The organism is Providencia rettgeri (assembly GCF_023205015.1).
GTDB classification, from domain to species: domain Bacteria; phylum Pseudomonadota; class Gammaproteobacteria; order Enterobacterales; family Enterobacteriaceae; genus Providencia; species Providencia rettgeri_E.
The window spans coordinates 4,262,801-4,288,599 of the sequence record NZ_CP096258.1 but is presented as its reverse complement, the minus strand read 5'-3'; the positions used below and the strand labels follow the sequence as shown (position 1 = coordinate 4,288,599).

Annotated in this window: 19 protein-coding genes, 6 tRNA genes, 4 rRNA genes and 1 riboswitch; of the genes, 25 read left to right on the top strand and 4 right to left on the bottom strand. The window is 42.9% G+C overall.

From position 1 onward, the window contains the following. Window positions 1-21: 21 nt before the first annotated feature. Window positions 22-1,398 carry an argininosuccinate lyase gene (gene argH / locus M0M83_RS19730; protein ID WP_248467226.1) on the top strand — a complete coding sequence of 459 codons (1,377 nt, stop codon included), beginning with the start codon at window positions 22-24 and terminating at the stop codon, window positions 1,396-1,398. Window positions 1,399-1,461: 63 nt separating this feature from the next. Here argH and M0M83_RS19725 read toward each other — a convergent pair whose 3' ends face one another. Next, a complete protein-coding gene (locus tag M0M83_RS19725) occupies window positions 1,462-1,815 on the bottom strand; it encodes a hypothetical protein (protein WP_125893452.1) in 354 nt (117 codons plus the stop codon). A gap of 1,108 nt (window positions 1,816-2,923) precedes the next feature. On the opposite strand from M0M83_RS19725, the gene oxyR reads away from it, so the two are divergent. Next, on the top strand, window positions 2,924-3,829 hold the full coding sequence (gene oxyR / locus M0M83_RS19720) for a DNA-binding transcriptional regulator OxyR (protein ID WP_125893450.1): 906 nt from the start codon (window positions 2,924-2,926) through the stop codon (window positions 3,827-3,829). Between the two features lie 74 nt (window positions 3,830-3,903). Here the strand turns inward: oxyR and sthA are convergent, their stop codons facing one another. After that, complete coding sequence (sthA, locus tag M0M83_RS19715) at window positions 3,904-5,301, bottom strand: Si-specific NAD(P)(+) transhydrogenase (protein WP_125893448.1); 1,398 nt, start codon at window positions 5,299-5,301, stop codon at window positions 3,904-3,906. Between the two features lie 461 nt (window positions 5,302-5,762). Between sthA and fabR the strand changes: the two genes are divergently transcribed. Together fabR and M0M83_RS19705 are read left to right on the top strand one after the other, a co-directional pair. Beyond that, window positions 5,763-6,419, top strand: coding sequence for an HTH-type transcriptional repressor FabR (gene fabR / locus M0M83_RS19710; RefSeq protein WP_125893446.1), 657 nt, complete (start codon window positions 5,763-5,765; stop codon window positions 6,417-6,419). A gap of 12 nt (window positions 6,420-6,431) precedes the next feature. Then, window positions 6,432-6,821, top strand: a complete 390-nt coding sequence (locus tag M0M83_RS19705; RefSeq protein WP_004265352.1) for a YijD family membrane protein — start codon at window positions 6,432-6,434, stop codon at window positions 6,819-6,821. 86 nt (window positions 6,822-6,907) lie between these two features. On the opposite strand, the gene trmA is transcribed toward M0M83_RS19705, so the two are convergent. Further along, window positions 6,908-8,005, bottom strand: a complete 1,098-nt coding sequence (gene trmA, locus M0M83_RS19700; RefSeq protein ID WP_248467224.1) for a tRNA (uridine(54)-C5)-methyltransferase TrmA — start codon at window positions 8,003-8,005, stop codon at window positions 6,908-6,910. A gap of 112 nt (window positions 8,006-8,117) precedes the next feature. Beyond that, window positions 8,118-8,212, top strand: a riboswitch (cobalamin riboswitch). Between the two features lie 74 nt (window positions 8,213-8,286). Between trmA and btuB the strand changes: the two genes are divergently transcribed. From btuB to birA, 10 genes are all read left to right on the top strand, one after another. Further along, window positions 8,287-10,206 carry a TonB-dependent vitamin B12 receptor BtuB gene (gene btuB / locus M0M83_RS19695; RefSeq protein WP_248467222.1) on the top strand — a complete coding sequence of 640 codons (1,920 nt, stop codon included), beginning with the start codon at window positions 8,287-8,289 and terminating at the stop codon, window positions 10,204-10,206. Next, a complete protein-coding gene (murI, locus tag M0M83_RS19690) occupies window positions 10,151-11,014 on the top strand; it encodes a glutamate racemase (RefSeq protein ID WP_248467221.1) in 864 nt (287 codons plus the stop codon). The genes btuB and murI overlap by 56 nt, the downstream gene beginning before the upstream one ends. Before the next feature lie 530 nt (window positions 11,015-11,544). Beyond that, window positions 11,545-13,084, top strand: a 16S ribosomal RNA gene (locus tag M0M83_RS19685). 132 nt (window positions 13,085-13,216) lie between these two features. Beyond that, window positions 13,217-13,292: transfer RNA gene (locus M0M83_RS19680), tRNA-Glu, on the top strand. Window positions 13,293-13,629: 337 nt separating this feature from the next. Beyond that, window positions 13,630-16,647: ribosomal RNA gene (locus M0M83_RS19675) — 23S ribosomal RNA — on the top strand. A gap of 137 nt (window positions 16,648-16,784) precedes the next feature. Beyond that, window positions 16,785-16,900 (top strand): 5S ribosomal RNA (gene rrf, locus M0M83_RS19670). A gap of 45 nt (window positions 16,901-16,945) precedes the next feature. Further along, a tRNA-Thr gene (locus tag M0M83_RS19665) sits at window positions 16,946-17,021 on the top strand. A 26-nt stretch (window positions 17,022-17,047) separates the two neighbouring features. Further along, a 5S ribosomal RNA gene (gene rrf / locus M0M83_RS19660) occupies window positions 17,048-17,163 on the top strand. The 16S, 23S and 5S rRNA genes sit together here with 2 tRNA genes alongside, the layout of an rRNA operon. A gap of 157 nt (window positions 17,164-17,320) precedes the next feature. Then, window positions 17,321-18,355, top strand: coding sequence for a UDP-N-acetylmuramate dehydrogenase (murB, locus tag M0M83_RS19655; RefSeq protein ID WP_213914664.1), 1,035 nt, complete (start codon window positions 17,321-17,323; stop codon window positions 18,353-18,355). After that, on the top strand, window positions 18,352-19,326 hold the full coding sequence (birA, locus tag M0M83_RS19650; protein WP_213914663.1) for a bifunctional biotin--[acetyl-CoA-carboxylase] ligase/biotin operon repressor BirA: 975 nt from the start codon (window positions 18,352-18,354) through the stop codon (window positions 19,324-19,326). Before murB ends, birA begins: the two co-directional genes overlap by 4 nt. A 39-nt stretch (window positions 19,327-19,365) precedes the next feature. On the opposite strand, the gene coaA is transcribed toward birA, so the two are convergent. After that, complete coding sequence (coaA, locus tag M0M83_RS19645) at window positions 19,366-20,316, bottom strand: type I pantothenate kinase (protein WP_125895258.1); 951 nt, start codon at window positions 20,314-20,316, stop codon at window positions 19,366-19,368. Window positions 20,317-20,743: 427 nt separating this feature from the next. Between coaA and M0M83_RS19640 the strand changes: the two genes are divergently transcribed. The 11 genes from M0M83_RS19640 to rplW all read left to right on the top strand — a co-directional run bounded on the left by M0M83_RS19640 (window position 20,744) and on the right by rplW (window position 25,797). After that, window positions 20,744-20,819 (top strand) — tRNA-Thr (locus M0M83_RS19640). A gap of 15 nt (window positions 20,820-20,834) precedes the next feature. Continuing rightward, window positions 20,835-20,919, top strand: a tRNA-Tyr gene (locus tag M0M83_RS19635). A gap of 75 nt (window positions 20,920-20,994) precedes the next feature. Next, window positions 20,995-21,069: transfer RNA gene (locus M0M83_RS19630), tRNA-Gly, on the top strand. 6 nt (window positions 21,070-21,075) lie between these two features. Then, a tRNA-Thr gene (locus M0M83_RS19625) sits at window positions 21,076-21,151 on the top strand. Between the two features lie 119 nt (window positions 21,152-21,270). After that, window positions 21,271-22,455 carry an elongation factor Tu gene (tuf, locus tag M0M83_RS19620; protein WP_217748398.1) on the top strand — a complete coding sequence of 395 codons (1,185 nt, stop codon included), beginning with the start codon at window positions 21,271-21,273 and terminating at the stop codon, window positions 22,453-22,455. A gap of 273 nt (window positions 22,456-22,728) precedes the next feature. After that, entirely contained in the window at window positions 22,729-22,929 is a 201-nt protein-coding gene (bfd, locus tag M0M83_RS19615; protein WP_112307800.1) for a bacterioferritin-associated ferredoxin, read from the top strand. 152 nt (window positions 22,930-23,081) lie between these two features. Beyond that, entirely contained in the window at window positions 23,082-23,555 is a 474-nt protein-coding gene (gene bfr, locus M0M83_RS19610; protein WP_102140604.1) for a bacterioferritin, read from the top strand. Between the two features lie 347 nt (window positions 23,556-23,902). Beyond that, window positions 23,903-24,214, top strand: coding sequence for a 30S ribosomal protein S10 (gene rpsJ / locus M0M83_RS19605; protein ID WP_001181005.1), 312 nt, complete (start codon window positions 23,903-23,905; stop codon window positions 24,212-24,214). 32 nt (window positions 24,215-24,246) lie between these two features. Beyond that, complete coding sequence (gene rplC / locus M0M83_RS19600; protein ID WP_004265414.1) at window positions 24,247-24,876, top strand: 50S ribosomal protein L3; 630 nt, start codon at window positions 24,247-24,249, stop codon at window positions 24,874-24,876. Between the two features lie 16 nt (window positions 24,877-24,892). Further along, window positions 24,893-25,498 (top strand): 50S ribosomal protein L4, encoded by a 606-nt coding sequence (rplD, locus tag M0M83_RS19595; RefSeq protein ID WP_004265418.1) that lies wholly within the window; start codon window positions 24,893-24,895, stop codon window positions 25,496-25,498. After that, window positions 25,495-25,797, top strand: coding sequence for a 50S ribosomal protein L23 (rplW, locus tag M0M83_RS19590; protein WP_004265420.1), 303 nt, complete (start codon window positions 25,495-25,497; stop codon window positions 25,795-25,797). Before rplD ends, rplW begins: the two co-directional genes overlap by 4 nt. Window positions 25,798-25,799 lie beyond the last annotated feature (2 nt).

The following is a 25,799-nucleotide window of genomic DNA, read 5'->3' as shown; positions in this document are numbered from 1 at the left end:
TCAATCAGGTAGGGATTAGTTATGGCACTTTGGGGTGGGCGTTTTAGTCAACAAGCGGATCAACGGTTCAAACAATTTAATGATTCATTACGTTTCGATTATCGCTTAGCGCAGCAAGATATTATCGGCTCAGTCGCATGGTCAAAATCACTGGTCACAGTGGGTGTATTGTCTGATAGCGAACAACAAACTTTAGAACAAGCGCTCAATATCTTACTGAAAGAAGTACAAGATAACCCTGAAATGATCCTGCAAAGTGATGCGGAAGATATTCACAGTTGGGTGGAAGGCAAACTGATTGATAAAGTGGGTGATTTAGGCAAAAAACTGCATACTGGCCGCAGCCGTAACGACCAAGTGGCGACAGATTTAAAATTGTGGTGTAAAGACCAAGTCGCATTATTACTTGAAGCGGTGACAGAATTACAAAAAGCGTTGGTCATTACCGCAGAAACTAACCAAGACGCGGTGATGCCAGGTTATACCCATTTGCAGCGCGCACAGCCGGTGACGTTTGCACACTGGTGTTTAGCCTACAGCGAAATGTTAGCGCGGGATGAAAGTCGTTTACAAGATACATTAAAACGGTTGGATGTCAGTCCATTAGGGTGTGGCGCGCTGGCAGGTACAGCTTACGATATTGACCGCGAACAGCTCGCATCTTGGTTAGGTTTCGCTTCGGCAACGCGCAATAGCTTGGATACAGTTTCAGACAGAGACCATGTTCTTGAATTATTATCAAACGCAAGTATCGGTATGGTTCATTTATCTCGTTTTGCGGAAGATTTAATTTTCTTTAATAGTGGCGAAGCGGGTTTTGTCGAATTATCAGACAAAGTAACATCCGGTTCATCATTAATGCCACAAAAGAAAAACCCTGATGCATTGGAATTGATCCGCGGAAAATGTGGGCGTGTCCAAGGTGCACTGACAGGTATGATGATGACGCTAAAAGGACTTCCTCTTGCTTACAACAAAGATATGCAAGAAGACAAAGAAGGGTTATTTGATGCACTCGATACTTGGTTAGATTGCATGCACATGGCTGCGTTGGTTCTTGATGGTATTCAAATTCGTCGTAGTCGTTGTGAAGATGCAGCAAAACAAGGTTATGCGAATGCAACCGAACTCGCTGATTACCTCGTTGCTAAAGGTGTCCCATTCCGTGAAGCGCATCATATTGTGGGTGAAGCCGTTGTCGCCGCAATTGGGCAAGGTAAAGCTTTAGAGGAAATGGCACTCAGTGAATTGCAAAAATTCAGTGATACTATTCAATTGGATGTTTATGAAATTTTATCGCTGCAGTCTTGTTTAGATAAACGATTAGCAAAAGGTGGGGTTTCTCAGAAGCAAGTGGCAAAAGCCATTGTGGAAGCAAAAACTCGATTAGGGCTGTGATTGTCCGTAGAAGATAAAATGGGGGGTAGCATGACTACCCCGATCCCCATAACGCGTTTGTTTTTAAATATATTTAATGGTTAGCATTCCGAGTTGTTTTTCTTCATTCACCCAGTTATATGAATACTCTCCTCTTCCATCATTAATCACTTTCCACCCTTGTGTGTTTTTGACGTCATTTAAATTCATTTTGTTGGCAACCATATCAGACTGGTTATTTAAGCAGTTTAAAGTGACGTGTTTGTCAGTGATATCATTAAAACAAGGCGGGAATACCACCGCACCAGAAAAATTAATAACGCCATTTTGTTGGTCATTGTTCGCATAGGCATTAATCGATGCGCCAGCGGTAACGAATAATAATGCAGTAAGCGAACGAACACCGAATTTTTGAATATTTGATAATGAATTTTTCATAATAGTATCCCGTTGTTGATTTTTGATTAATCAACTTGCTGTATGTTTAAATTAGATATGTGTGGTCTTAAATGAAAATTATAATAGTGAATCTGTATTCCCTGATGTTTTCGATGAAAAGATTATAAATTGAAAAACGCGATTTAGGTGTAAAATTAAAAAAGGAAATGTTTAAAAATATAAATAAAACATAATGACTTCCATTGTGATTTAAATTTATAGGATTGTATTTTGCTAGTGAAATAATCTTAATTTCATCTTTATTGTGGTTTTTTATTCCGCTCATTAAGTTGTTATATGATTTATGACGGTTGCATTCTCTATGTTTTTTCTTGCTGTTATCAAGCTGTAATAATACTTAGAATAGGGGGTGGGAAAAGGAGGCAATCATTTATATTTACTTTTATATGAAAACTTACAAACTTTAATAGAGAATGAAAGAAAATATAACAAAATGTTTCTTCTATTAGATGCGAATATAATGATGAGTATGTGAGGATATATTTAATGGGGTTATTCATCAGCCAAAATAGCTATTATGACTGAATTTCAATAACTCTCTTTGTGAGTAATAATAAAAAGGGCTCCGAAAAGCCCTAATGGAAGTGATGGTGAAACATTTACTGATACTCTACTTTGATGAGCCCAGTATTACTCGAATTACCTACTTATTTGAATTCATAGTTTCCGGGTTGATTAAATAAACCTATGCTTTTTGTCATACACTTAATCTATTAATATCGATATGCGTTGTTTTCATATTTGGGATAGGTAGTAAGACTTTGCTTAGCCATGCCAAGAGGCGATTTTCAGATGTTTATATCTAAAAAACGTGGTTGGCGTCTTTGTTTAGCATGTTATGCGGAGGTATTTATGATAAATAAATTTAATCATTAATTAACTACTATCAATTTTAAATGACAATTCGGGAGATGTGATTTATTTCTAAATGTTACATTTCATTTCGTTTTATTGCGATCGTTGTTCAAAAAATGAAGGTTTTTCGCCATTTTTCAATTTATTAATAGATAAAACAAAACAATATCGATATAGTGATTGGTATTATCTATCTTTGGTTTGACAGAGAATTCACGAAAGGAAAAGAAATATGAATATTCGAGATTTAGAGTACCTCGTCGCGCTCGCCGAACATAAACACTTTAGACGTGCTGCGGATTCCTGTCATGTTAGCCAACCTACTCTTAGTGGTCAAATTCGTAAATTAGAAGAAGAACTTGGTGTCATGCTATTAGAAAGAACCAGTCGCAAAGTTCTTTTTACTCAACAAGGTTTATTATTGGTTGAACAAGCTCGTACTATTTTGCGTGAAATTAAAGTATTACAAGAAATGGCTGCTCTCCAAGGGGAAAGTATGTCGGGCCCATTACATATTGGTTTAATTCCAACCGTTGCACCATACCTATTACCTCATATTATTCCGCAATTGCACCAAGCTCACCCGAAATTAGAAATCTATTTGCATGAAGCGCAAACTCAGCAATTATTAGCCCAGTTAGACAGCGGTAAATTAGATTGCGCTATTTTGGCGGAAGTTAAAGAAACGGAACCTTTTATTGTCGTACCGTTATTTGAAGAACCTATGAAACTGGCTATTTATGAAAGTCACCCATGGCATGATCGCGATACGATTGAAATGAGCGAACTTTCAGGTGAAAAGTTATTAATGTTAGAAGATGGCCACTGTTTACGTGACCAAGCGATGGGTTTCTGCTTCCAAGCCGGCGCTAAAGAAGATACACACTTCAGAGCAACGAGCTTAGAAACGTTAAGAAATATGGTGGCTGCAGGGAGTGGGATTACACTTTTACCTGATTTATCGGTACCAAATGAAGCTTGTCGTGATGGGGTATGTTATTTGAATTGTATTGAGCCTGAGCCGAAACGTACAATTGTATTGGTTTATCGCCCGGGTTCACCGCTACGTGGGCGCTATGAACAATTAGCGGAGACCATCTATAACTCAATGGATAACTATTATAAAAATAAAGTTTAGAGATTAAAGCACCAATATTACTTTTTAGTTGATGATGGTTGCCAGGTTATTGGCAACCATAAATCACAAAAGAATTAAAATAGTCGATTCAAACCATTTAAAGCCGCAACACGGAAAGCTTCCGCCATCGTCGGGTAATTGAACGTCGTATTCACGAAATATTCTATGGTATTACCTTCACCTTTTTGTTCCATGATAGCTTGGCCGATATGGATAATTTCAGCTGCTCTCTCACCGAAACAGTGAATGCCTAATATTTGTAACGTTTCTCTGTGGAATAATATTTTCAAACTACCGACATTCATACCTGCAATTTGTGCACGTGCTAAATGTTTAAACTGCGCGCGGCCGACTTCATAAGGCACTTTCATAGCCGTCAATTCTTGTTCGGTTTTGCCCACTGAGCTAATTTCAGGGATGGTGTAAATCCCTGTTGGTATATCTTCTACTAAATGCGCATCACCTAAACTACCACCAATGGCCCGGGCTGCAATTCGGCCTTGGTCGTAGGCCGCAGAGGCCAAACTTGGATAACCGATAACATCACCAACAGCATAAATATGTTCATTTGTGGTGCGATATGCTTTATTGACTTTAATTAAACCGCGGCCGTCAGACTCTATTCCTACATTAGCGAGACCTAAGCTATCAGTGTTGCCAGTTCTTCCGTTCGCATACAGTAAACAGTCAGCTTTGACTTTTTTACCCGACTTCAGGTGGACGATGACACCGTCTTCGACCCCTTCGATTTTTTCATATTCTTCATTATGACGAATAACAACGCCACTATTCCAAAAATGATACGACAAGGCATCTGACATTTCTTGGTCAAGAAAGGCCAAAAGATGATCGCGGGTATTGATTAAATCAACTTTAACTCCTAATCCACGGAAAATAGAGGCGTATTCACAACCGATCACACCGGCACCGTAAATAATCACATGGCGCGGCTCGTGAGTCAGGTTGAGAATAGTGTCACTGTTGTAGATTCGAGAATGGTTGAAATCAACGTCGGAAGGGCAGTAAGGGCGAGAGCCTGTGGCAATCACGATTTTATCTGCGCTTAAGACATCACAGCTACCATCCGCGTAACGAACACTGATATGTTGCTCATCGATAAAGGTGGCTTCCCCAGAAAACATTTGGCAACCATTACGTTCGTAAAACCCTTGGCGCATGCGTGTTTGTTGACTAATTACCGTTTCAGCATGTCGAAGAATTTCAGAAAAAGAGGAGCTCAAGCTACGGGAGTTATCACTATAAAGAGGGTTTTGGTTGAATTCGATAATACGGCTAACTGCATGACGGAGGGCTTTTGAGGGGATCGTTCCCCAGTGGGTACAGCCTCCGCCGACATTATTATAACGTTCTATAACAGCAACGTTTTTTCCTTGTTTCACCAGCCCCATGGCGGCGCCTTCACCACCAGGACCGGAACCAATGACTATTGCATCAAAATGGGTAAGTTGCATGAGGTAAGACCTGCTCTAAAACAAAATGACAACAAGATGTTATCATTAGTTGGTTATTTCACCTAATTTCCTCGTCGTCTTTCAAATTGATATAGCGTTGGCTACACTTATTCACCTTAGTCACATACTTATGTATGCCTCTAGGGACTCGCTTATTTTGCCGCCTTCTCTCAATTCAAAATGCTGAGAGGAATTATTTTATAAAAGAAAGCCAGAAAATCGAGTGCATTTTTGGTAAATCTATTTTTTGCGGTTCGGGTAGGGTAGAGGGGAAAATTGATTGCTTCTATATATAAGAAAGCGGTGAAGGGAAACACGGCCTAGGTAAGCGAAATTCTGAAAATGCGTAATTTGTCGCTAGAGTCGATTTTTCTCTGAACTAGATGCATAAATTTCAGGTATGCTAGGCGAAGAGTAATGCTTATTACATTTACCTTTTATGATAAGAAATTAGGATCACCGTGAGCAACACAATTGGCGTTAGAGCAAAACAAAAAGAAAAAACTCGGCGTTCACTCGTCGAAGCCGCATTTAGCCAATTAAGCGCTGAACGGAGTTTTACTAGCCTCAGTTTACGGGAAGTTGCGCGTGAAGCTGGGATTGCACCGACTTCATTTTACCGTCATTTCAAGGACGTTGATGAACTCGGGCTGACGATGGTCGACGAAAGTGGCTTGATGTTACGTCAGCTAATGCGCCAAGCAAGGCAGCGTATTGCAAAAGGCGGGAGTGTGATCCGTACATCAGTCTCAACTTTTATGGAGTTTATTGGTAATAACCCTAACGCCTTTAGGTTATTATTGCGGGAGCGTTCGGGAACATCTGCTGAGTTTCGTGCAGCGGTCGCTCGGGAAATTCAACATTTTATTGCGGAATTGGCCGATTACCTTGAACTGGAAAGCCGTATGCCTCGCCATTTTACTGAAATGCAAGCAGAGGCGATGGTTACGATTGTCTTTAGCGCAGGTGCTGAAGCGCTTGATATCGATGAAGAAAAACGCAGAAATCTCGAAGAACGGCTGGTATTACAGTTAAGAATGATAGCGAAAGGTGCCTACTACTGGTACCGCCGGGAACAGGAAAAACAAAATCAAATTGCCCCAGATCTCACTAAATAATAAGGAGAATCAATGACGGATCAAAAAAGTTATGAAAGAAGCACACTATTGCTAGCCTTTGTGATTGGCCTTGCAACCCATGGGACGTTTTCAACGTTGTTTAACTCGTTGGTCGACTTTTCATTTTTCCCAATTTTAACCTTGATATTGGCGGTATATTGTTTACACCAACGCTATTTGCATCAAGCCATGCCGATGGGGCTGCCAAAATTTGTTGCAGGTAGTTTTTTTATTGGGTTATTTGGCTATGCCGCGATTTTGCGTGTTCAAAACCCTGAAATAGGTTCTAACTTTATCCCTGCAACCTTTATTGTCATTATTGCATTGTGGATGTATTCAAGCTGGAAAGCACGTAAGAAAGAAAAAGCGGAATTAGCACTCGAGCAAGAAGTCGAAAACTAAGGTTATATGGTTTTTCTTCTATAAGATGCCGCAATGAATGAAGTGCGGCATCTTTGTTTTCAGTTCAGTAAACGAGTTCTAGCTAATTAATAGCGGCTTAGCAATACGCCACTTTCCATATGATGGGTATAAGGAAATTGGTCGAATAACGCTAACTTCTCTATTTTATGGGTTTTAGTCAGCTCAACTAAGTTGTCACATAGTGTTTCTGGGTTACATGAAATATATAGGATATGATCATACCCCTGAACTAGCTTCACCGTTTCGGTATCTAAGCCACTGCGAGGTGGGTCAACGAAAATGGTATTGCATTGGTAATCGGCTAAAGAAATACCTTCCAAACGCTTAAATTCACGAGCACCTTGCATGGCTTGGGTAAAATCCTCTGCGGACATGCGAATAATTTGTACATTTTCAATATTATTAGCTTCGATATTATATTGAGCTGCTGCTACAGAAGGTTTTGCAATTTCAGTGGCTAATACCCGTTCGAAGTTTTGCGCTAATGCTAAAGAGAAGTTTCCATTGCCGCAGTAAAGCTCTAATAAATCACCCGTCGAGTTCTGCGTTGCCTTAATTGCCCACTCCAACATTTTGATATTGACCTGCGCATTGGGCTGCGTAAAACTATTTTCGACTTGGCGATAAACCATTTTTTTACCCATCACAGGTAATACTTCATCAATATAATCATTATCTAACATGATTTTTGTTTTTGACGCTCGGCCAATCAACTGCACGTCAAAGCCTTGTTCAACCAAAATAGCCTTTAACGCTTTTGCTTCGGCCATCCACTCTTCACCCAGTTTTTTATGGTAAAGCATCGAAACAATCAGTTTATTACTTAGTGTCGATAAATAGTCAATTTGAAATAATTTATGGCGCAGTAATTCATTTTGCTTAATTAACGGCAATAACGTCGCCATCATGTCATTAATAAGCTGACTTGCGACAGGGAACTGATCAATACGAATACGCTCTTTTGTTTCTTTATTGAACATAATATGAAACAGGTCATCACCGTCATGCCAAATGCGAAATTCAGCACGCATCCGATAATGGGATGTGGGAGATGAAAATATTTCAGGTTCTGGGGCGTTAAAAGGAGCCATCATCGCCTTTAAACGATCCGTTTTTTCTACGAGCTGTCGTTCGTAGTCTTCAGTATGCAAGGTGTTTGGCATGTTTGGCTCCATAAAACAGTAATAAATTCGTATCAGGAGCGAAATTGTAGGGAAAGCGGCGAAGATGTCCAGTTTTCATTATCCATCCGTAGACACTCACTACTATTCAACTTACGATAATAAGCTGTGGTTTAGGGAATTTGGTGTAAGTCCAAGACTGACGCGCAACGGTAAAAGTCCGATACCTACCACACATCTCATCGCTTTGTTGAATATTCGCGCGGATCTTATATTCAACCTCGCGGAATGTTAATTAAATTGATTTTCCGAGTGTAACCATAATGAATAATAAAAAGTCGCTGCCGTTATCGGCCGCTGCGTTGGCAGTGCTGTGCGCTACTTCTTTTTTGGCAAGTGCAAATAACCAAGCTGACCAAGTCGTTGTGTCCGCTAACCGCTTCGAACAACCGATTTCTTCTATATTAGCGCCAGTGACGGTGGTCACCCGTGAAGATATCGACCATTGGCAATCCAATACCGTAATAGATGTATTAAGGCGCTTGCCGGGGGTGGATATTTCACAAAGTGGCGGAATGGGTCAACAAAGCTCCTTATTTATACGTGGTACAGAGTCACGTCACGTTTTGGTGTTAATTGATGGTATCCGATTGAATCAAGCGGGTATTTCCGGCTCTTCCGATATGAGTCAAATTCCTATCTCATTGGTACAACGTATTGAATATATTCGCGGGGCACGCTCAGCGGTTTATGGTTCTGATGCCGTTGGTGGTGTAGTGAATATTATTACTCGCCGTGATAACGATGGTACAACCTTAAATGCAGGTATTGGCTCACACAGCTACCAAAACTATAACGGTTCGACTCAGCAAAAAATCGGAGAGAATACAACCGTAACAGCTGCCGGAGCTTATACCCATACAAAAGGGTTTGATGTTGAGGCAAGGGGAAGCACGGGGAATTATCCAAATGGATATCCCCAGCCAGATAAAGATGGTTTTTTGAATAAAACATTATGGTTAGGTGTTGAACATCAATTCTCTCCCGATCTTTCTGCTTATGCACGTGCTTATGGTTATGATAACCGCACGGATTATGATGGTAGCTATGACACTGATTATACAAATATGCAGCATTACCTTGTTGATACGCGTAAGTTATCGAGTCGAACTTATGAAACAGGTTTGAAATACCATCAAGGCAATTATTCGACCTCACTTCTAGGAAGTTATAGTCACTCTAAAGATTATAATTACGATCCAAGATACGGCCAGTACGGGCAGTATTCTAATTTGGATGAGTCGAAACAGTATAATCTGCAATGGGGCAATAATTACCAATTTGGTAAAGGTAACCTCAGTACTGGTGTTGATTATCAACGTCAAAGTGTCGAGCCTGGTGGTTATACAAAGACGAGCAAAACAGAAACTGTTAACAACACGGGTATCTATCTTACGGGGCAATACGCACTAATAGATTCCGTGATTGCAGAAGCTGCTATACGTTCTGACCACCACTCAGAATTTGACTGGCATACAACGTGGCAGTCTGGACTAAGTTGGGAATTTTACGATGGCTATAAACTGGTTGGTTCCTATGCTACTGCCTACAAAGCACCTAATTTAAATCAGTTATATGTAGATAACCCTTCGTGGAAAATGAAAGGAAACCCAAACTTAAAACCTGAAGAAAGCCAGCAATGGGAAATTGGTTTAGAAGGGACAACAGGTCCTTTATTCTGGCAAATCAATGCCTACCATAATGATATTGATAATTTAATCGCCTACAAATCAGGTGCGCAGTTCAATACCTATGAAAACATTGGTAAGGCTGAAATTAAAGGTGTGGAATGGGTTGGGGAGTTTGAAACGTGGGTGTTCCACCATCAATTTACCTATCAATATATCGATCCACGTAATAAAGATACTAATAAAGTATTGGCACGCCGTGCTCAGCAACAAGTTAAGTATCAGTTAGATTGGAATGTAGAAAAACTAGAGATGGGCTTGACCTATCAATATATCGGCTCACGACATGATACTGCTTATTATGAGAATGGTAAGTCAGAAAGTCTAAAACTCGGTGGCATTAGCCTTTGGGATCTCACCGCTGCATATCCAATCACTTCACATCTCACAATTCGTGGTAAAATAGCTAATATGTTCGATAAAGACTATGAGACCGCGTATGGTTATCGCACCGCTGGAAGAGAATATTTCCTCACAGGAAGCTACAACTTCTGATAACACCCTATCTGTTCGCCCGACCATTCTAGTGTTTGACTCTGGAGTGGGCGGGTTATCTGTTTACCGTGAAGTCAAAAAATTGATCCCGAATGCACACTATATCTATGCATTCGATAATGAAGCTTTTCCCTATGGTGAAAAAAGTGAAGAGTTTATTATTGATAGGGTCTATCAAATCGTAAATGCAATAGCTGCAAACCATCCTTTAACCATTGCGATTATTGCGTGTAATACCGCAAGTACGGTCAGCCTCCCTAATTTAAGAGCGCATTTTACGTTCCCAGTTGTTGGGGTTGTTCCAGCCATTAAACCCGCAACCAAGTTAACGCGTAATGGCGTGGTGGGTTTATTGGCGACGAAAGGCACTGTAAACCGTGAATACACCAAAGAGCTGATCGAACGGTTTGCTACAGACTGTAAAGTGATTTCCCTCGGTTCTGCGGAATTAGTTCAACTCGCAGAAAGAAAGTTACATGGGGAAACCTTACCACTCGATGAAGTCGCTCAAACTGTTAGGCCATGGATTCGAATGCCAGAGCCGCCTGATACCGTTATTTTGGGTTGCACACATTTTCCTTTATTAATAGAAGAACTCGAAAAAGTGCTACCAAATGGAACTCGATTTATTGATTCAGGTTCTGCAATTGCCAGAAGAACCGTTTGGCTCATTAATAATCAAGAAGAAATCGCCAATTCAGAGGAAGAAAACTTCGCATATTGCTTATTAATGGATGACAACGCAAAAGGATTACAGCCTGTTCTCAAAGCAGAAGGGTTCAAAACGCTGGAAAAACTAGCTATCTAAGTCAAATTTGATGGAAAGCTGAGCGAACGAAAAAAAATATGAAAAAAGGGGTTGCCAGATTTTTCTGACTCCCTATAATGCGCATCCACTGACCGGGAACAAGACAACGCAAAGCGCGATGAACACTGAAACGGCAGCGAGAGATTCTGAAAAGAAAAAGCAAAAAATTGCTTGACTCTCACGGAGGAAAACGTAATATACGCCTCCTCGCGACAACGACCTCGAAGTCGAAAATCGAAAGATTAAGTCGCAACGCTCTTTAACAATTTATCAGACAATCTGTGTGGGCACTCACAGGACACTATCAAAAAAATATTTGATTTTAAGTCTTGAAGAGTGACTAACACGTTAATTCATATATATGAAATAAGGTAGTAACGCTTATTTTGGAAGGATAACGCGAAGGCAAGCAGAGATAACCCGAGGCAGTACTTAGGTACGGCGAGGGGAAGCGATGCGAAGCCGACAAAGTTAGCCGAACAAAAGAACGTTACGGTCAGTAAGACATTCTTTGAGCATCAAGCTACTTTTAATTGAAGAGTTTGATCATGGCTCAGATTGAACGCTGGCGGCAGGCCTAACACATGCAAGTCGAGCGGTAACAGGGGAAGCTTGCTTCTCGCTGACGAGCGGCGGACGGGTGAGTAATGTATGGGGATCTGCCCGATAGAGGGGGATAACCACTGGAAACGGTGGCTAATACCGCATAATCTCTTAGGAGCAAAGCAGGGGAACTTCGGTCCTTGCGCTATCGGATGAACCCATATGGGATTAGCTAGTAGGTGGGGTAATGGCTCACCTAGGCGACGATCCCTAGCTGGTCTGAGAGGATGATCAGCCACACTGGGACTGAGACACGGCCCAGACTCCTACGGGAGGCAGCAGTGGGGAATATTGCACAATGGGCGCAAGCCTGATGCAGCCATGCCGCGTGTATGAAGAAGGCCCTAGGGTTGTAAAGTACTTTCAGTCGGGAGGAAGGCGTTGTTGCTAATATCAACAACGATTGACGTTACCGACAGAAGAAGCACCGGCTAACTCCGTGCCAGCAGCCGCGGTAATACGGAGGGTGCAAGCGTTAATCGGAATTACTGGGCGTAAAGCGCACGCAGGCGGTTGATTAAGTTAGATGTGAAATCCCCGGGCTTAACCTGGGAATGGCATCTAAGACTGGTCAGCTAGAGTCTTGTAGAGGGGGGTAGAATTCCATGTGTAGCGGTGAAATGCGTAGAGATGTGGAGGAATACCGGTGGCGAAGGCGGCCCCCTGGACAAAGACTGACGCTCAGGTGCGAAAGCGTGGGGAGCAAACAGGATTAGATACCCTGGTAGTCCACGCTGTAAACGATGTCGATTTGAAGGTTGTTCCCTTGAGGAGTGGCTTTCGGAGCTAACGCGTTAAATCGACCGCCTGGGGAGTACGGCCGCAAGGTTAAAACTCAAATGAATTGACGGGGGCCCGCACAAGCGGTGGAGCATGTGGTTTAATTCGATGCAACGCGAAGAACCTTACCTACTCTTGACATCCAGAGAACTTAGCAGAGATGCTTTGGTGCCTTCGGGAACTCTGAGACAGGTGCTGCATGGCTGTCGTCAGCTCGTGTTGTGAAATGTTGGGTTAAGTCCCGCAACGAGCGCAACCCTTATCCTTTGTTGCCAGCGATTCGGTCGGGAACTCAAAGGAGACTGCCGGTGATAAACCGGAGGAAGGTGGGGATGACGTCAAGTCATCATGGCCCTTACGAGTAGGGCTACACACGTGCTACAATGGCGTATACAAAGAGAAGCGACCTCGCGAGAGCAAGCGGAACTCATAAAGTACGTCGTAGTCCGGATTGGAGTCTGCAACTCGACTCCATGAAGTCGGAATCGCTAGTAATCGTAGATCAGAATGCTACGGTGAATACGTTCCCGGGCCTTGTACACACCGCCCGTCACACCATGGGAGTGGGTTGCAAAAGAAGTAGGTAGCTTAACCTTCGGGAGGGCGCTTACCACTTTGTGATTCATGACTGGGGTGAAGTCGTAACAAGGTAACCGTAGGGGAACCTGCGGTTGGATCACCTCCTTACCATTGAAGTGTTTTTGTGAAGTGCTCACACAGATTGTCTGATAGAAAGTAGAGCAATAGGCTATACGTGGGAGACTTATTCGAAAGAATAGGGCTTACATGAGATACCGCGCAGTAAGTGCAATATCTTGTGTCCCCTTCGTCTAGAGGCCTAGGACACCGCCCTTTCACGGCGGTAACAGGGGTTCGAATCCCCTAGGGGACGCCAATTGCGCCGATATCGAGTGAAAGACGATGTCCCCAATAATGATTAAGCCAATTATTTTAATAGTTGGTTTAACAATTATGCTCTTTAACAATCTGGAACAAGCTGAAAATTGAAAACAACGCACATTGTTTATCGCTTAAACAATGTGAGAGTCTCTCAAAAATCTCAACTTGAATAGTGTACTTTGAACTATCGAGTCGACGAGCGAAATGAGTTCAAGGCAGCCCGCGCACAGCAAGCGCAGCGTACTTTAAGTACGTGAGCATTGCGCGCACGGACTAACGCCGAAATCATGAAGCACAGTCACTCGTTGTAAGAAGACGCCTTCGGGTTGTGAGGTTAAGCGACTAAGCGTACACGGTGGATGCCTAGGCAATCAGAGGCGATGAAGGACGTGCTAATCTGCGATAAGCGTCGGTAAGGTGATATGAACCGTTACAACCGACGATTTCCGAATGGGGAAACCCAGTGCAATTCGTTGCACTATCGTTTGATGAATACATAGTCAAACGAAGCGAACCGGGGGAACTGAAACATCTCAGTACCCCGAGGAAAAGAAATCAACCGAGATTCCCCTAGTAGCGGCGAGCGAACGGGGAGCAGCCCAGAGTCTTAATCAGCATTAGCATCAGGAGAACGGTCTGGAAAGTCCGGCAGTAAAGGGTGATAGCCCCGTATCCGAAGGTGTTAGTGTTGTGAACTCGACGAGTAGGGCGGGACACGTGTTATCCTGTCTGAATATGGGGGGACCATCCTCCAAGGCTAAATACTCCTGATTGACCGATAGTGAACCAGTACCGTGAGGGAAAGGCGAAAAGAACCCCGGCGAGGGGAGTGAAATAGAACCTGAAACCGTGTACGTACAAGCAGTGGGAGCCCCACCACCAAAGCATTTTCTGGTGTTGAGGACAACTTTGAAGTGACATTCAACACGCGTTGGCGGAGCGCTTTTTGCGACGCCCAACACACAAAACAAGCAGTGAATGTGCTTTGGGGTGGGGTGACTGCGTACCTTTTGTATAATGGGTCAGCGACTTATATTCTGTAGCAAGGTTAACCGTATAGGGGAGCCGTAGGGAAACCGAGTCTTAACTGGGCGAATGAGTTGCAGGGTATAGACCCGAAACCCGGTGATCTAGCCATGGGCAGGTTGAAGGTTGGGTAACACTAACTGGAGGACCGAACCGACTAATGTTGAAAAATTAGCGGATGACTTGTGGCTGGGGGTGAAAGGCCAATCAAACCGGGAGATAGCTGGTTCTCCCCGAAAGCTATTTAGGTAGCGCCTCGTGAACTCATCTTCGGGGGTAGAGCACTGTTTCGACTAGGGGGTCATCCCGACTTACCAACTCGATGCAAACTACGAATACCGAAGAATGTTATCACGGGAGACACACGGCGGGTGCTAACGTTCGTCGTGAAGAGGGAAACAACCCAGACCGCCAGCTAAGGTCCCAAAGTCATAGTTAAGTGGGAAACGAAGTGGGAAGGCTCAGACAGCCAGGATGTTGGCTTAGAAGCAGCCATCATTTAAAGAAAGCGTAATAGCTCACTGGTCGAGTCGGCCTGCGCGGAAGATGTAACGGGGCTAAACTATGCACCGAAGCTGCGGCAGCGATATGTAAATATTGTTGGGTAGGGGAGCGTTCTGTAAGCCTGTGAAGGTGTACTGTGAGGTATGCTGGAGGTATCAGAAGTGCGAATGCTGACATAAGTAACGATAATGCGGGTGAAAAACCCGCACGCCGGAAGACCAAGGGTTCCTGTCCAACGTTAATCGGGGCAGGGTGAGTCGACCCCTAAGGCGAGGCAGAAATGCGTAGTCGATGGGAAACGGGTTAATATTCCCGTACTGGTGATAATTGCGATGGGGGGACGGAGAAGGCTAGGCTATCCGGGCGACGGTTGTCCCGGTTTAAGAATGTAGGCAGGTGAATTAGGCAAATCCGGTTCACTACATGCTGAGGTTCGATGACGAGTCACTACGGTGATGAAGTAGCTCATGCCCCGCTTCCAGGAAAAGCCTCTAAGCTCTAGATTATCATTAATCGTACCCCAAACCGACACAGGTGGTCAGGTAGAGAATACTCAGGCGCTTGAGAGAACTCGGGTGAAGGAACTAGGCAAAATGGTGCCGTAACTTCGGGAGAAGGCACGCTGGCGCTAGGTGAAGTCCCTCGCGGATGGAGCTGAAGCCAGTCGCAGATACCAGCTGGCTGCAACTGTTTATTAAAAACACAGCACTGTGCAAACACGAAAGTGGACGTATACGGTGTGACGCCTGCCCGGTGCTGGAAGGTTAATTGATGGGGTTATCCGTAAGGAGAAGCTCTTGATCGAAGCCCCAGTAAACGGCGGCCGTAACTATAACGGTCCTAAGGTAGCGAAATTCCTTGTCGGGTAAGTTCCGACCTGCACGAATGGCGTAATGATGGCCAGGCTGTCTCCACCCGAGACTCAGTGAAATTGAACTCGCTGTGAAGATGCAGTGTACCCGCGGCAAGACGGAAAGACCCCGTGAACCTTTACTATAGCTTGACACTGAACATTGAGCCTTGATGTGTAGGATAGGTGGGAGGCTTCGAAGCGTGGACGCCAGTCTGCGTGGAGCCAACCTTGAAATACCACCCTTTAATGTTTGATGTTCTAACGTTGCCCCGTTATCCGGGGTGCGGACAGTGTCTGGTGGGTAGTTTGACTGGGGCGGTCTCCTCCCAAAGAGTAACGGAGGAGCACGAAGGTTGGCTAAGCATGGTCGGACATCATGCGGTTAGTGCAAAGGCATAAGCCAGCTTGACTGCGAGAGTGACGGCTCGAGCAGGTACGAAAGTAGGTCTTAGTGATCCGGTGGTTCTGAATGGAAGGGCCATCGCTCAACGGATAAAAGGTACTCCGGGGATAACAGGCTGATACCGCCCAAGAGTTCATATCGACGGCGGTGTTTGGCACCTCGATGTCGGCTCATCACATCCTGGGGCTGAAGTAGGTCCCAAGGGTACGGCTGTTCGCCGTTTAAAGTGGTACGCGAGCTGGGTTTAGAACGTCGTGAGACAGTTCGGTCCCTATCTGCCGTGGGCGTTGGAAGATTGAAAGGGGCTGCTCCTAGTACGAGAGGACCGGAGTGGACGCACCACTGGTGTTCGGGTTGTCATGCCAATGGCATTGCCCGGTAGCTAAGTGCGGAAGAGATAACCGCTGAAAGCATCTAAGCGGGAAACTTGCCTTGAGATGAGTCTTCCCTGACCCTTTAAGGGTCCTAAAGGAACGTTTAAGACTAAGACGTTGATAGGTTGGGTGTGTAAGCATAGCGATATGTTGAGCTAACCAATACTAATGAACCGTGAGGCTTAACCTGACAACACCGAAGGTGTTTTAGAGAGATAGAGTTGTTTTTGATAATGAGTGAGAAGCCGAAAGGTGAAGGACACACAGCTTGTTTGAGATTGACGTTCTGGTTTAGTGGAAAAGCTAAACGGGAACAAACAGAATTTGTCTGGCGGCAATAGCGCGGTGGTCCCACCTGACCCCATGCCGAACTCAGCAGTGAAACGCCGTAGCGCCGATGGTAGTGTGGGGTCTCCCCATGTGAGAGTAGGGAACTGCCAGACATTAAATTTTAAGGTTGTGTCAGTACTGACTGACCGCACCATATTGCTGATATGGCTCAGTTGGTAGAGCACACCCTTGGTAAGGGTGAGGTCCCCAGTTCGAATCTGGGTATCAGCACCATATAATCGGCATTTAAAAAGAATTTACCTAGCGGCAATAGCGCGGTGGTCCCACCTGACCCCATGCCGAACTCAGTAGTGAAACGCCGTAGCGCCGATGGTAGTGTGGGGTCTCCCCATGTGAGAGTAGGGAACTGCTAGGTTTTAAATATAAAGAAGCCACCTAATTGGGTGGCTTTTTTGCATTTCACGAATAGCGTAATTTTTGCTAATTATCTTATTTTCCTAATCTTGCTATTCACTCGTAATCCAGCCTGATAGACTTATCCTATCCTAGTTTTATTTGTACTGAAGGCTGTAATGAACCTAACGTCTGAACTTAAATCATTTAATAGCTTTGGCATTCAAGCAAAAGCATTATCAGTTGTTTTTGTGGATAGCCAAGAATCTTTACTCCAACAATGGGCCGAGGCTAAAAATCAGCAACTTCCCGTATTATTATTAGGGGGAGGAAGCAACGTTCTATTTGTTGCAGACTTTGAAGGTGTGGTAATTATCAATCAGCTGAAGGGTATAAAAATAACAGAAGATAACAGCTATTGGTATGTTCATGCCCAAGCAGGTGAAAATTGGCATCAATTGCTTGAGACGTTATTGGGTAAAGGTATTTTTGGTGCAGAAAATTTAGCATTGATCCCGGGTTGTGTTGGCTCTGCTCCCATTCAAAATATTGGAGCTTATGGTATAGAGTTGAAAGATATATGTGAGTATGTCGATCTACTCTCTCTAGAAACGGGTAAAGTAGCTCGGCTAACTGCAGCTGAGTGCCAGTTTGGCTATCGTGATAGTATTTTTAAGCATGAATACCAATATGGCCATGTCATTATCAGTGTTGGGTTAAAACTTGCTAAAGAATGGACACCTAAGCTTATGTATGGTGACCTTGCTCAACTTGACCCCAATACAGTAACGCCAGAACAAGTATTCAACTCGGTATGCCAAACACGTAGAAGTAAATTACCTGACCCTACAATAACGGGCAATGCGGGGAGTTTCTTTAAGAACCCCGTGATTTCGGCAGAAAAGGCACAGGCCATAAAAGTAGCTTATCCTAATTGCCCCCAATATGAACAAGCTGATGGCAGTATTAAATTAGCCGCAGGTTGGCTAATTGACCAGTGCGGTTTAAAAGGTCATCAAATTGGTGGCGCTGCAGTTCACACGCAACAGGCGTTGGTGCTAATTAATAAACAGCATGCAACAGGGCAAGATATTGCTAACTTGGCGAAATATGTAAGTCAAACAGTAGCAAAGCGCTTTGATATCATTTTAGAGCCAGAAGTCAGGTTTATAGGTAAAATGGGAGAAGTTAATGCAATGGATTATATTCGATGAAAGAAACTAATATTCCTTTACAGCTAATTGATATCTTAGCTGATGCTCAGGTCCATTCGGGGGAGCAACTCGGTGAACAATTAGGAATGACAAGATCTGCAATTAATAAACATATCAAAACATTGCGTTCCTGGGGATTAAACATAGAAACAATCGCTGGCAAAGGCTATAAGTTTCCCTATCCAATCAATTTATTAAGCAAAGAAGCTATTAAAAAACAAGTTGATGGCGTGAATATTATTGTTGAGCCAGTTATTGATTCAACGAATCAATACATGTTAGAGCGTATTAATAGCCTGAAGTCAGGGGATACTTGCTTAGCCGAATATCAAAGTGCTGGGCGTGGCAGAAGAGGGCGCCAGTGGATCTCACCATTTGGCTGTAATCTCTACCTTTCTATGTATTGGAAATTAGATCAAGGCCCAGCTGCAGCTGTGGGACTAAGTCTTGTTGTGGGTATCGTGATTGCTGAGACTTTAAATAAAATTAGCCAAGAAAAAGTGAAAGTAAAATGGCCGAATGACCTGTATATGAATGATAAAAAACTTGCAGGAATTTTAGTTGAATTAACTGGTAAAACAGGAGATGCAGCCCATATTATTATTGGTATAGGTATTAATATTGGTATGAATAATAACAATATTGAAAGCTCAAAATCAATAACACAAGAATGGTCATCACTAAGAGATGAAGTTGAAAATATAGAGCGTAATGAATTATCTGCAAATATTATTAAGTCATTAAGAGAGTCCTTGGCTATATTTGAACGAGAAGGACTAAAACCATTTTTAGAACGTTGGTTTAAATTAGATAATTTTCTCAATAGGCCAGTTAAGTTATTGATAGGTAATGATATAATAACAGGCATTGAGCGTGGGGTTAATGAGCAAGGTGCATTATTACTACAAAAGAATAATGGGGAAATAGTACCCTATATTGGCGGGGAAATATCCTTAAGGCCAAATGATTGATATATTATTGGCCGGAGACAAACCGGCCAATATAAATAATTATTTTCTTATTCTAACACTCTGAATAGAATGATTTTCACCTTTGGTCATAATTAAACTCGCCCTTTCCTTGGTTGGTAATATATTTTCTTCAAGATTTAATCCGTTAATTTCATCCCAGATAGAGCCTGCAATATTAATTGCTTCTTCTTCCCTTAACTTAGAATAATTATGGAAATAAGAATCAGGATCTGAGAATGCTCCCTGCCTAAATTTAAGAAACCGGCCGATATACCATTGTTTTAATAATTCAGGGGCAGCATCAACATAAATAGAAAAATCAACAAAGTCAGATACAAAGACATGATGAGGATCTTGCGGGTAATCCATATCACTTTGTAAGACATTCAGTCCTTCGAGTATTAAAATATCAGGCTGATCAATGATTTGTTCTTGGTCAGGAACGATATCATACGTCAAATGTGAATAAACAGGAGCTGTAACGTTACGTGCTCCTGATTTTATTTGCGACACGAAGTTAACGAGTTTTCGCATATCATAAGACTGCGGAAACCCTTTTTTCTTCATAATATTCCTATCTTTTAATACTTGATTAGGATGTAAGAAACCATCCGTTGTAATCAAATCAACTTTACGGTGTTCTGGCCAACGAGTAAGTAGCGCTTGTAGCAAACGTGCTGTTGTGCTTTTACCAACGGCCACACTACCCGCGATACCAATAATATAAGGCACTTTAGCGCCGTTAGTACCAAGAAATTGTTCTAGAACTGCCTGACGACGTAAGTTTGAACTAATATAAAAATTCAATAAACGCGATAAAGGTAGATAAATCTCTATAACATCTTCCATAGAGAGTTCTTCGTTAATCCCTTTTAGCTCTAGGAGTTCGCTCGATGTTAATGTAAGTGGAACTGAATCACGTAAAGTTGCCCAGTGTTCTCTATCAAACTCTAAGTATGGCGTAGTAATAAAATTTTCTTTCTTTTTCATAAACCAACATCTGCCTATTTTATGCAGGTTGGACAGGTTGCCTAAACACCCGTATCCATAAAATTTGCTAGCATCATAGCGAGTGAAAGTGGGGAGGCGTAGGTTTTTTTCTATTTTTTATGAGTTTTTTTTGATGTAGGCAGAAAAAATGATACTGAGTGATGAAAAAAACACCTAAAAAATGGAAGGGTAAAACTGTGATATTGAATAAAAAATATTAATTTTGAAAATTTTAGATCTCATTCTCCCTTTACTGACTAAATAGTAATGGACTATAGTTAATAGCTGCTGTTGATGTTTTAATCTTAAAGTAGTTAAAAAATCAACAAAAATGCAAAAAGCGAACAAAATGTGAGCGAACAGACAAAAAAGTTAATTTTTTTGTTGCAACCTGCGCCGACTCTACCTAGAATGCGCAGCACTTGATGCCGGCATAGCTCAGTTGGTAGAGCAACTGACTTGTAATCAGTAGGTCCCGAGTTCGACTCTTGGTGCCGGCACCATTAAAAATTTGGATAGGTGGGATACCCAAGCGGCCAAAGGGAGCAGACTGTAAATCTGCCGTCACAGACTTCGAAGGTTCGAATCCTTCTCCCACCACCATCTCCAAGAAATTTTCTTTAGTGAAAATTTTGAGGAACAGTTTAACAGCTGATAACTCAGGTAGCCGAGTTCATTGCGGGCATCGTATAATGGCTATTACCTCAGCCTTCCAAGCTGATGATGCGGGTTCGATTCCCGCTGCCCGCTCCAAGATGTGCTGATATGGCTCAGTTGGTAGAGCACACCCTTGGTAAGGGTGAGGTCGGCAGTTCGAATCTGCCTATCAGCACCACTTCCTTTATGTTCTCAATTATCTTCCTGATTTGTCTCCTGAAAAAAACAAGCGAAAATAAATTCTTGCTTGGTTGATGTGGTTTAACCACCGATTCCGTGTCTTAGAGGGACAATCTAATGTCTAAAGAAAAATTTGAACGTTCAAAACCGCACGTTAACGTTGGTACTATCGGCCACGTTGACCACGGTAAAACTACTCTGACAGCAGCTATCACTACTGTTCTGGCAAAAACTTACGGCGGTGCTGCTCGTGCGTTCGATCAAATCGATAACGCACCTGAAGAAAAAGCGCGTGGTATCACCATCTCTACTTCACACGTAGAATATGATACTCCAACTCGCCACTACGCACACGTAGACTGCCCAGGACACGCCGACTATGTTAAAAACATGATCACTGGTGCTGCTCAGATGGACGGTGCAATTCTGGTTGTTGCTGCGACTGATGGCCCAATGCCACAAACGCGTGAGCACATCCTGTTAGGTCGCCAAGTAGGCGTTCCTTACATCATCGTTTTCCTGAACAAATGTGACATGGTAGACGACGAAGAGCTGTTAGAATTAGTTGAAATGGAAGTTCGTGAACTTCTGTCTCAGTACGATTTCCCAGGCGATGACACTCCAGTTGTTCGCGGTTCAGCACTGAAAGCGCTGGAAGGCAACCCAGAGTGGGAAGCGAAAATTGTTGAATTAGCAGAGCACCTGGACAGCTACATCCCAGAGCCAGAGCGTGCAATTGACAAGCCATTCCTGCTGCCAATCGAAGACGTATTCTCAATCTCAGGTCGTGGTACAGTAGTAACAGGCCGTGTTGAGCGTGGTATCATCAAAGTTGGTGAAGAAGTTGAAATCGTTGGTATTCAAGACACGGTTAAAACAACTTGTACTGGCGTTGAAATGTTCCGTAAACTGCTGGACGAAGGTCGTGCGGGTGAGAACGTTGGTGTTCTGCTGCGTGGTACTAAACGTGAAGAAATTCAACGTGGTCAAGTACTGGCAAAACCAGGTTCAATCAAGCCACACACTAAATTCGAATCAGAAGTTTATATTCTGAGCAAAGATGAAGGTGGTCGTCACACTCCATTCTTCAAAGGTTACCGTCCACAGTTCTACTTCCGTACAACTGACGTAACAGGTACTATCGAACTGCCAGAAGGCGTAGAGATGGTAATGCCAGGTGATAACATCAACATGATCGTTACCCTGATCCACCCAATCGCGATGGACGACGGTTTACGTTTCGCAATCCGTGAAGGTGGCCGTACTGTAGGTGCGGGTGTTGTTGCAAAAATCATTGCATAATATATAGCTTCATCTAGTTTTAAAAAAGGGCACCTTATTTTAGGTGCCCTTTTGTTGTTATAAGCAAAATTTGACTACATAAAATTACCGTATTACGTTGCTATATATTAGCCGTATTATTCATATTAAAAGTTATTTGCTCTTTTAATTTCAGCTGGTTGTATAATTAATCGATCACTGGCAAATGATCTTTGTAAACCATCAACAATGATAATTGAAATACAAATCATTTTCATTTAAACTATCTGTATGTGATTTATACAGGTAAGTATCATGTACATCTGTCTTTGTGAAGCCATTACTGATAAACAAATCAGAAATGCCGCAAGAAAATATCAAGTGACCTCGTTGAAGGGCCTACGGCAGATTTTGCCTATAGGCTTAGAATGTGGGAAGTGTATTAGGCAGACAAAGGCAATTTTATATGAAGAACAAATGATTTTTGAGGATGCGTGTGCCACTGAGGTTGCATAGCCTTTAATACCATTCAAATTTATTCCCTCGAACTCCCTCGAAACTTCTCATCTTTTGTTTAACGACATTTTTGTTTAAATGAATTGTGTGAAAATTATACTAACATCAATTTCAGTACTACACTTAAAAGACTGGAAGCGATGGAGGTAGAAATGAAAGGTGATAAAAAAATGATAGCCCACCTAAATAAACTACTGGGCAATGAGCTAGTTGCAATCAACCAATATTTTCTGCATGCACGTATGTTTAAAAATTGGGGACTTACTCGTCTCAATGAGATGGAATATCACGAATCAATCGATGAAATGAAACACGCAGATAAATATATAGAGCGAATTCTGTTTCTCGACGGTATTCCTAACTTACAAGACCTTGGCAAGTTAAATATCGGTGAAGATGTTGAAGAAATGTTGAAATCAGATTTGCAGCTTGAAATCGATGGAGCAAAGAATCTAAAAGAAGCTATTAAATATGCGGACTCGGTTCATGATTATGTCAGTCGAGATCTGATGATTGAAATTTTAGCTGATGAAGAAAACCATATTGATTGGATAGAAACTCAATTGGGGTTAATTAGCCGTTTGGGACTTCAAAATTACCTGCAAGCGCAGGTTAAAGAAGAATAACATAGTATCCTATGGGGATTGACTAAGTAAATTTGTATAAAAAGCCCCCAGTTATCTCTTTTTTCAAGATTGAGGGGGCTTTTCAATAATTCTCTTCAAAAAAAACGCACATATTTTCCTCTATTACTTGTGTTTCCCTCTAATTTACGTATAATGCGCGGGCTTACTGATGAGTAAGCCCTATATTTTAGGACTGAAATATCAGTATTGAGTCAACGATTTGTTGCTCATTTAGACAATACTTCCGATTTGGAAGTTACATCAAGAACGATTACACTCTCCCATCAATCGAAATGGGTACGAGGAGTAATCATTTTACGTTTATAAATAGTTGGAGCTCTGGTCTCATGCAGAACCAAAGAATCCGTATCCGCCTGAAAGCTTTTGATCATCGTTTAATCGATCAATCAACTGCGGAAATCGTAGAGACTGCTAAGCGCACTGGTGCGCAAGTTCGCGGTCCTATCCCGCTGCCGACACGTAAAGAGCGTTTTACCGTTCTGATTTCTCCGCACGTTAACAAAGATGCGCGTGATCAGTACGAAATTCGCACTCACAAGCGTCTGGTTGACATCGTTGAGCCAACCGAAAAGACCGTTGATGCTCTGATGCGTCTGGACCTGGCTGCCGGCGTTGACGTGCAGATCAGCCTGGGTTAATCAGGTCGTCGAACGATTGAGAGGTTGAAACAATGAAAGGTTTAGTCGGTAAGAAAGTCGGTATGACTCGTATCTTCACTGAAGATGGCGTTTCTATACCTGTAACTGTTATCGAAATTGAAAATAACCGTGTTACTCAGGTTAAAACTGCAGAAACTGACGGTTATAATGCAATTCAGGTTACTACTGGTAGCAAAAAAGCTAATCGTGTAACTAAGCCTGAAGCAGGTCATTTCGCTAAAGCTGGCGTCGAAGCTGGCCGTATCCTGCGTGAATTCCGCATTGAAGATAGTGCAGAATACACAGTAGGTCAAAGCATTAGCGTTGAAATTTTCGCTGACGTTAAAAAAGTCGACGTTACTGGTACATCTAAAGGTAAAGGTTTTGCCGGCACAGTTAAGCGCTGGAATTTCCGTACACAAGATGCTACTCACGGTAACTCCTTGTCTCACCGTGTTCCGGGTTCTATCGGTCAAAACCAGACTCCGGGCAAAGTGTTTAAAGGCAAGAAAATGGCAGGCCAACTGGGTAATGAGCGTGTAACCGTTCAAAGCTTAGATGTAGTACGTGTTGACGCTGAGCGCAACCTGCTGCTGGTCAAAGGTGCTGTTCCAGGAGCAACTGGTAGCAACCTGATCGTAAAACCGGCTGTCAAGGCTTAACGTCGAGGAGATAGGAATGGAATTGGTAATGAAAGACGCGCAAAGCGCGCTGACTGTTTCCGAAACTACCTTCGGGCGTGATTTCAATGAAGCGCTTGTTCACCAAGTAGTTGTTGCGTATGCAGCTGGTGCTCGTCAAGGTACTCGTGCTCAGAAAACTCGTGCTGAAGTTTCTGGTTCTGGTAAAAAACCATGGCGTCAAAAAGGTACTGGCCGTGCACGTTCTGGTTCAGTAAAGAGCCCAATTTGGCGCTCTGGTGGTGTTAGCTTCGCAGCTAAACCGCAGGACCACAGTCAAAAAGTTAATAAGAAGATGTACCGTGGTGCTTTAAAAAGCATTCTCTCTGAGTTGGTACGTCAAGATCGTCTGATCGTTGTCGAGAAGTTCTCTGTTGAAGCACCTAAAACTAAGTTGCTGGCACAGAAACTGAAAGATATGGCTCTGGAAGATGTTCTGATCATCACTGCTGAATTAGATGAAAATCTGTTTTTAGCAGCACGTAACCTGTATAAGGTTGACGTTCGTGATGCAGCAGGTATTGACCCAGTTAGCCTGATCGCCTTCGACAAAGTGGTTATGACTGCTGATGCTGTGAAGCAAGTTGAGGAGATGCTGGCATGATCCGTGAAGAACGTCTGCTAAAAGTACTGCGCGCGCCGCATGTATCTGAAAAAGCTTCTACAGCGATGGAAAAAAGCAATACCATCGTTCTCAAAGTTGCGAAAGACGCGACTAAAGCAGAAATCAAAGCTGCTGTACAGAAACTGTTTGAAGTTGAAGTTGAAGGTGTTAACACTTTGCTGGTTAAAGGCAAAACTAAACGCCACGGTCAGCGTTTCGGTCGTCGTAGCGACTGGAAAAAAGCTTACGTCACGCTGAAGGAAGGCCAAAATTTGGACTTCATTAGCGGTGCTGAGTAAGT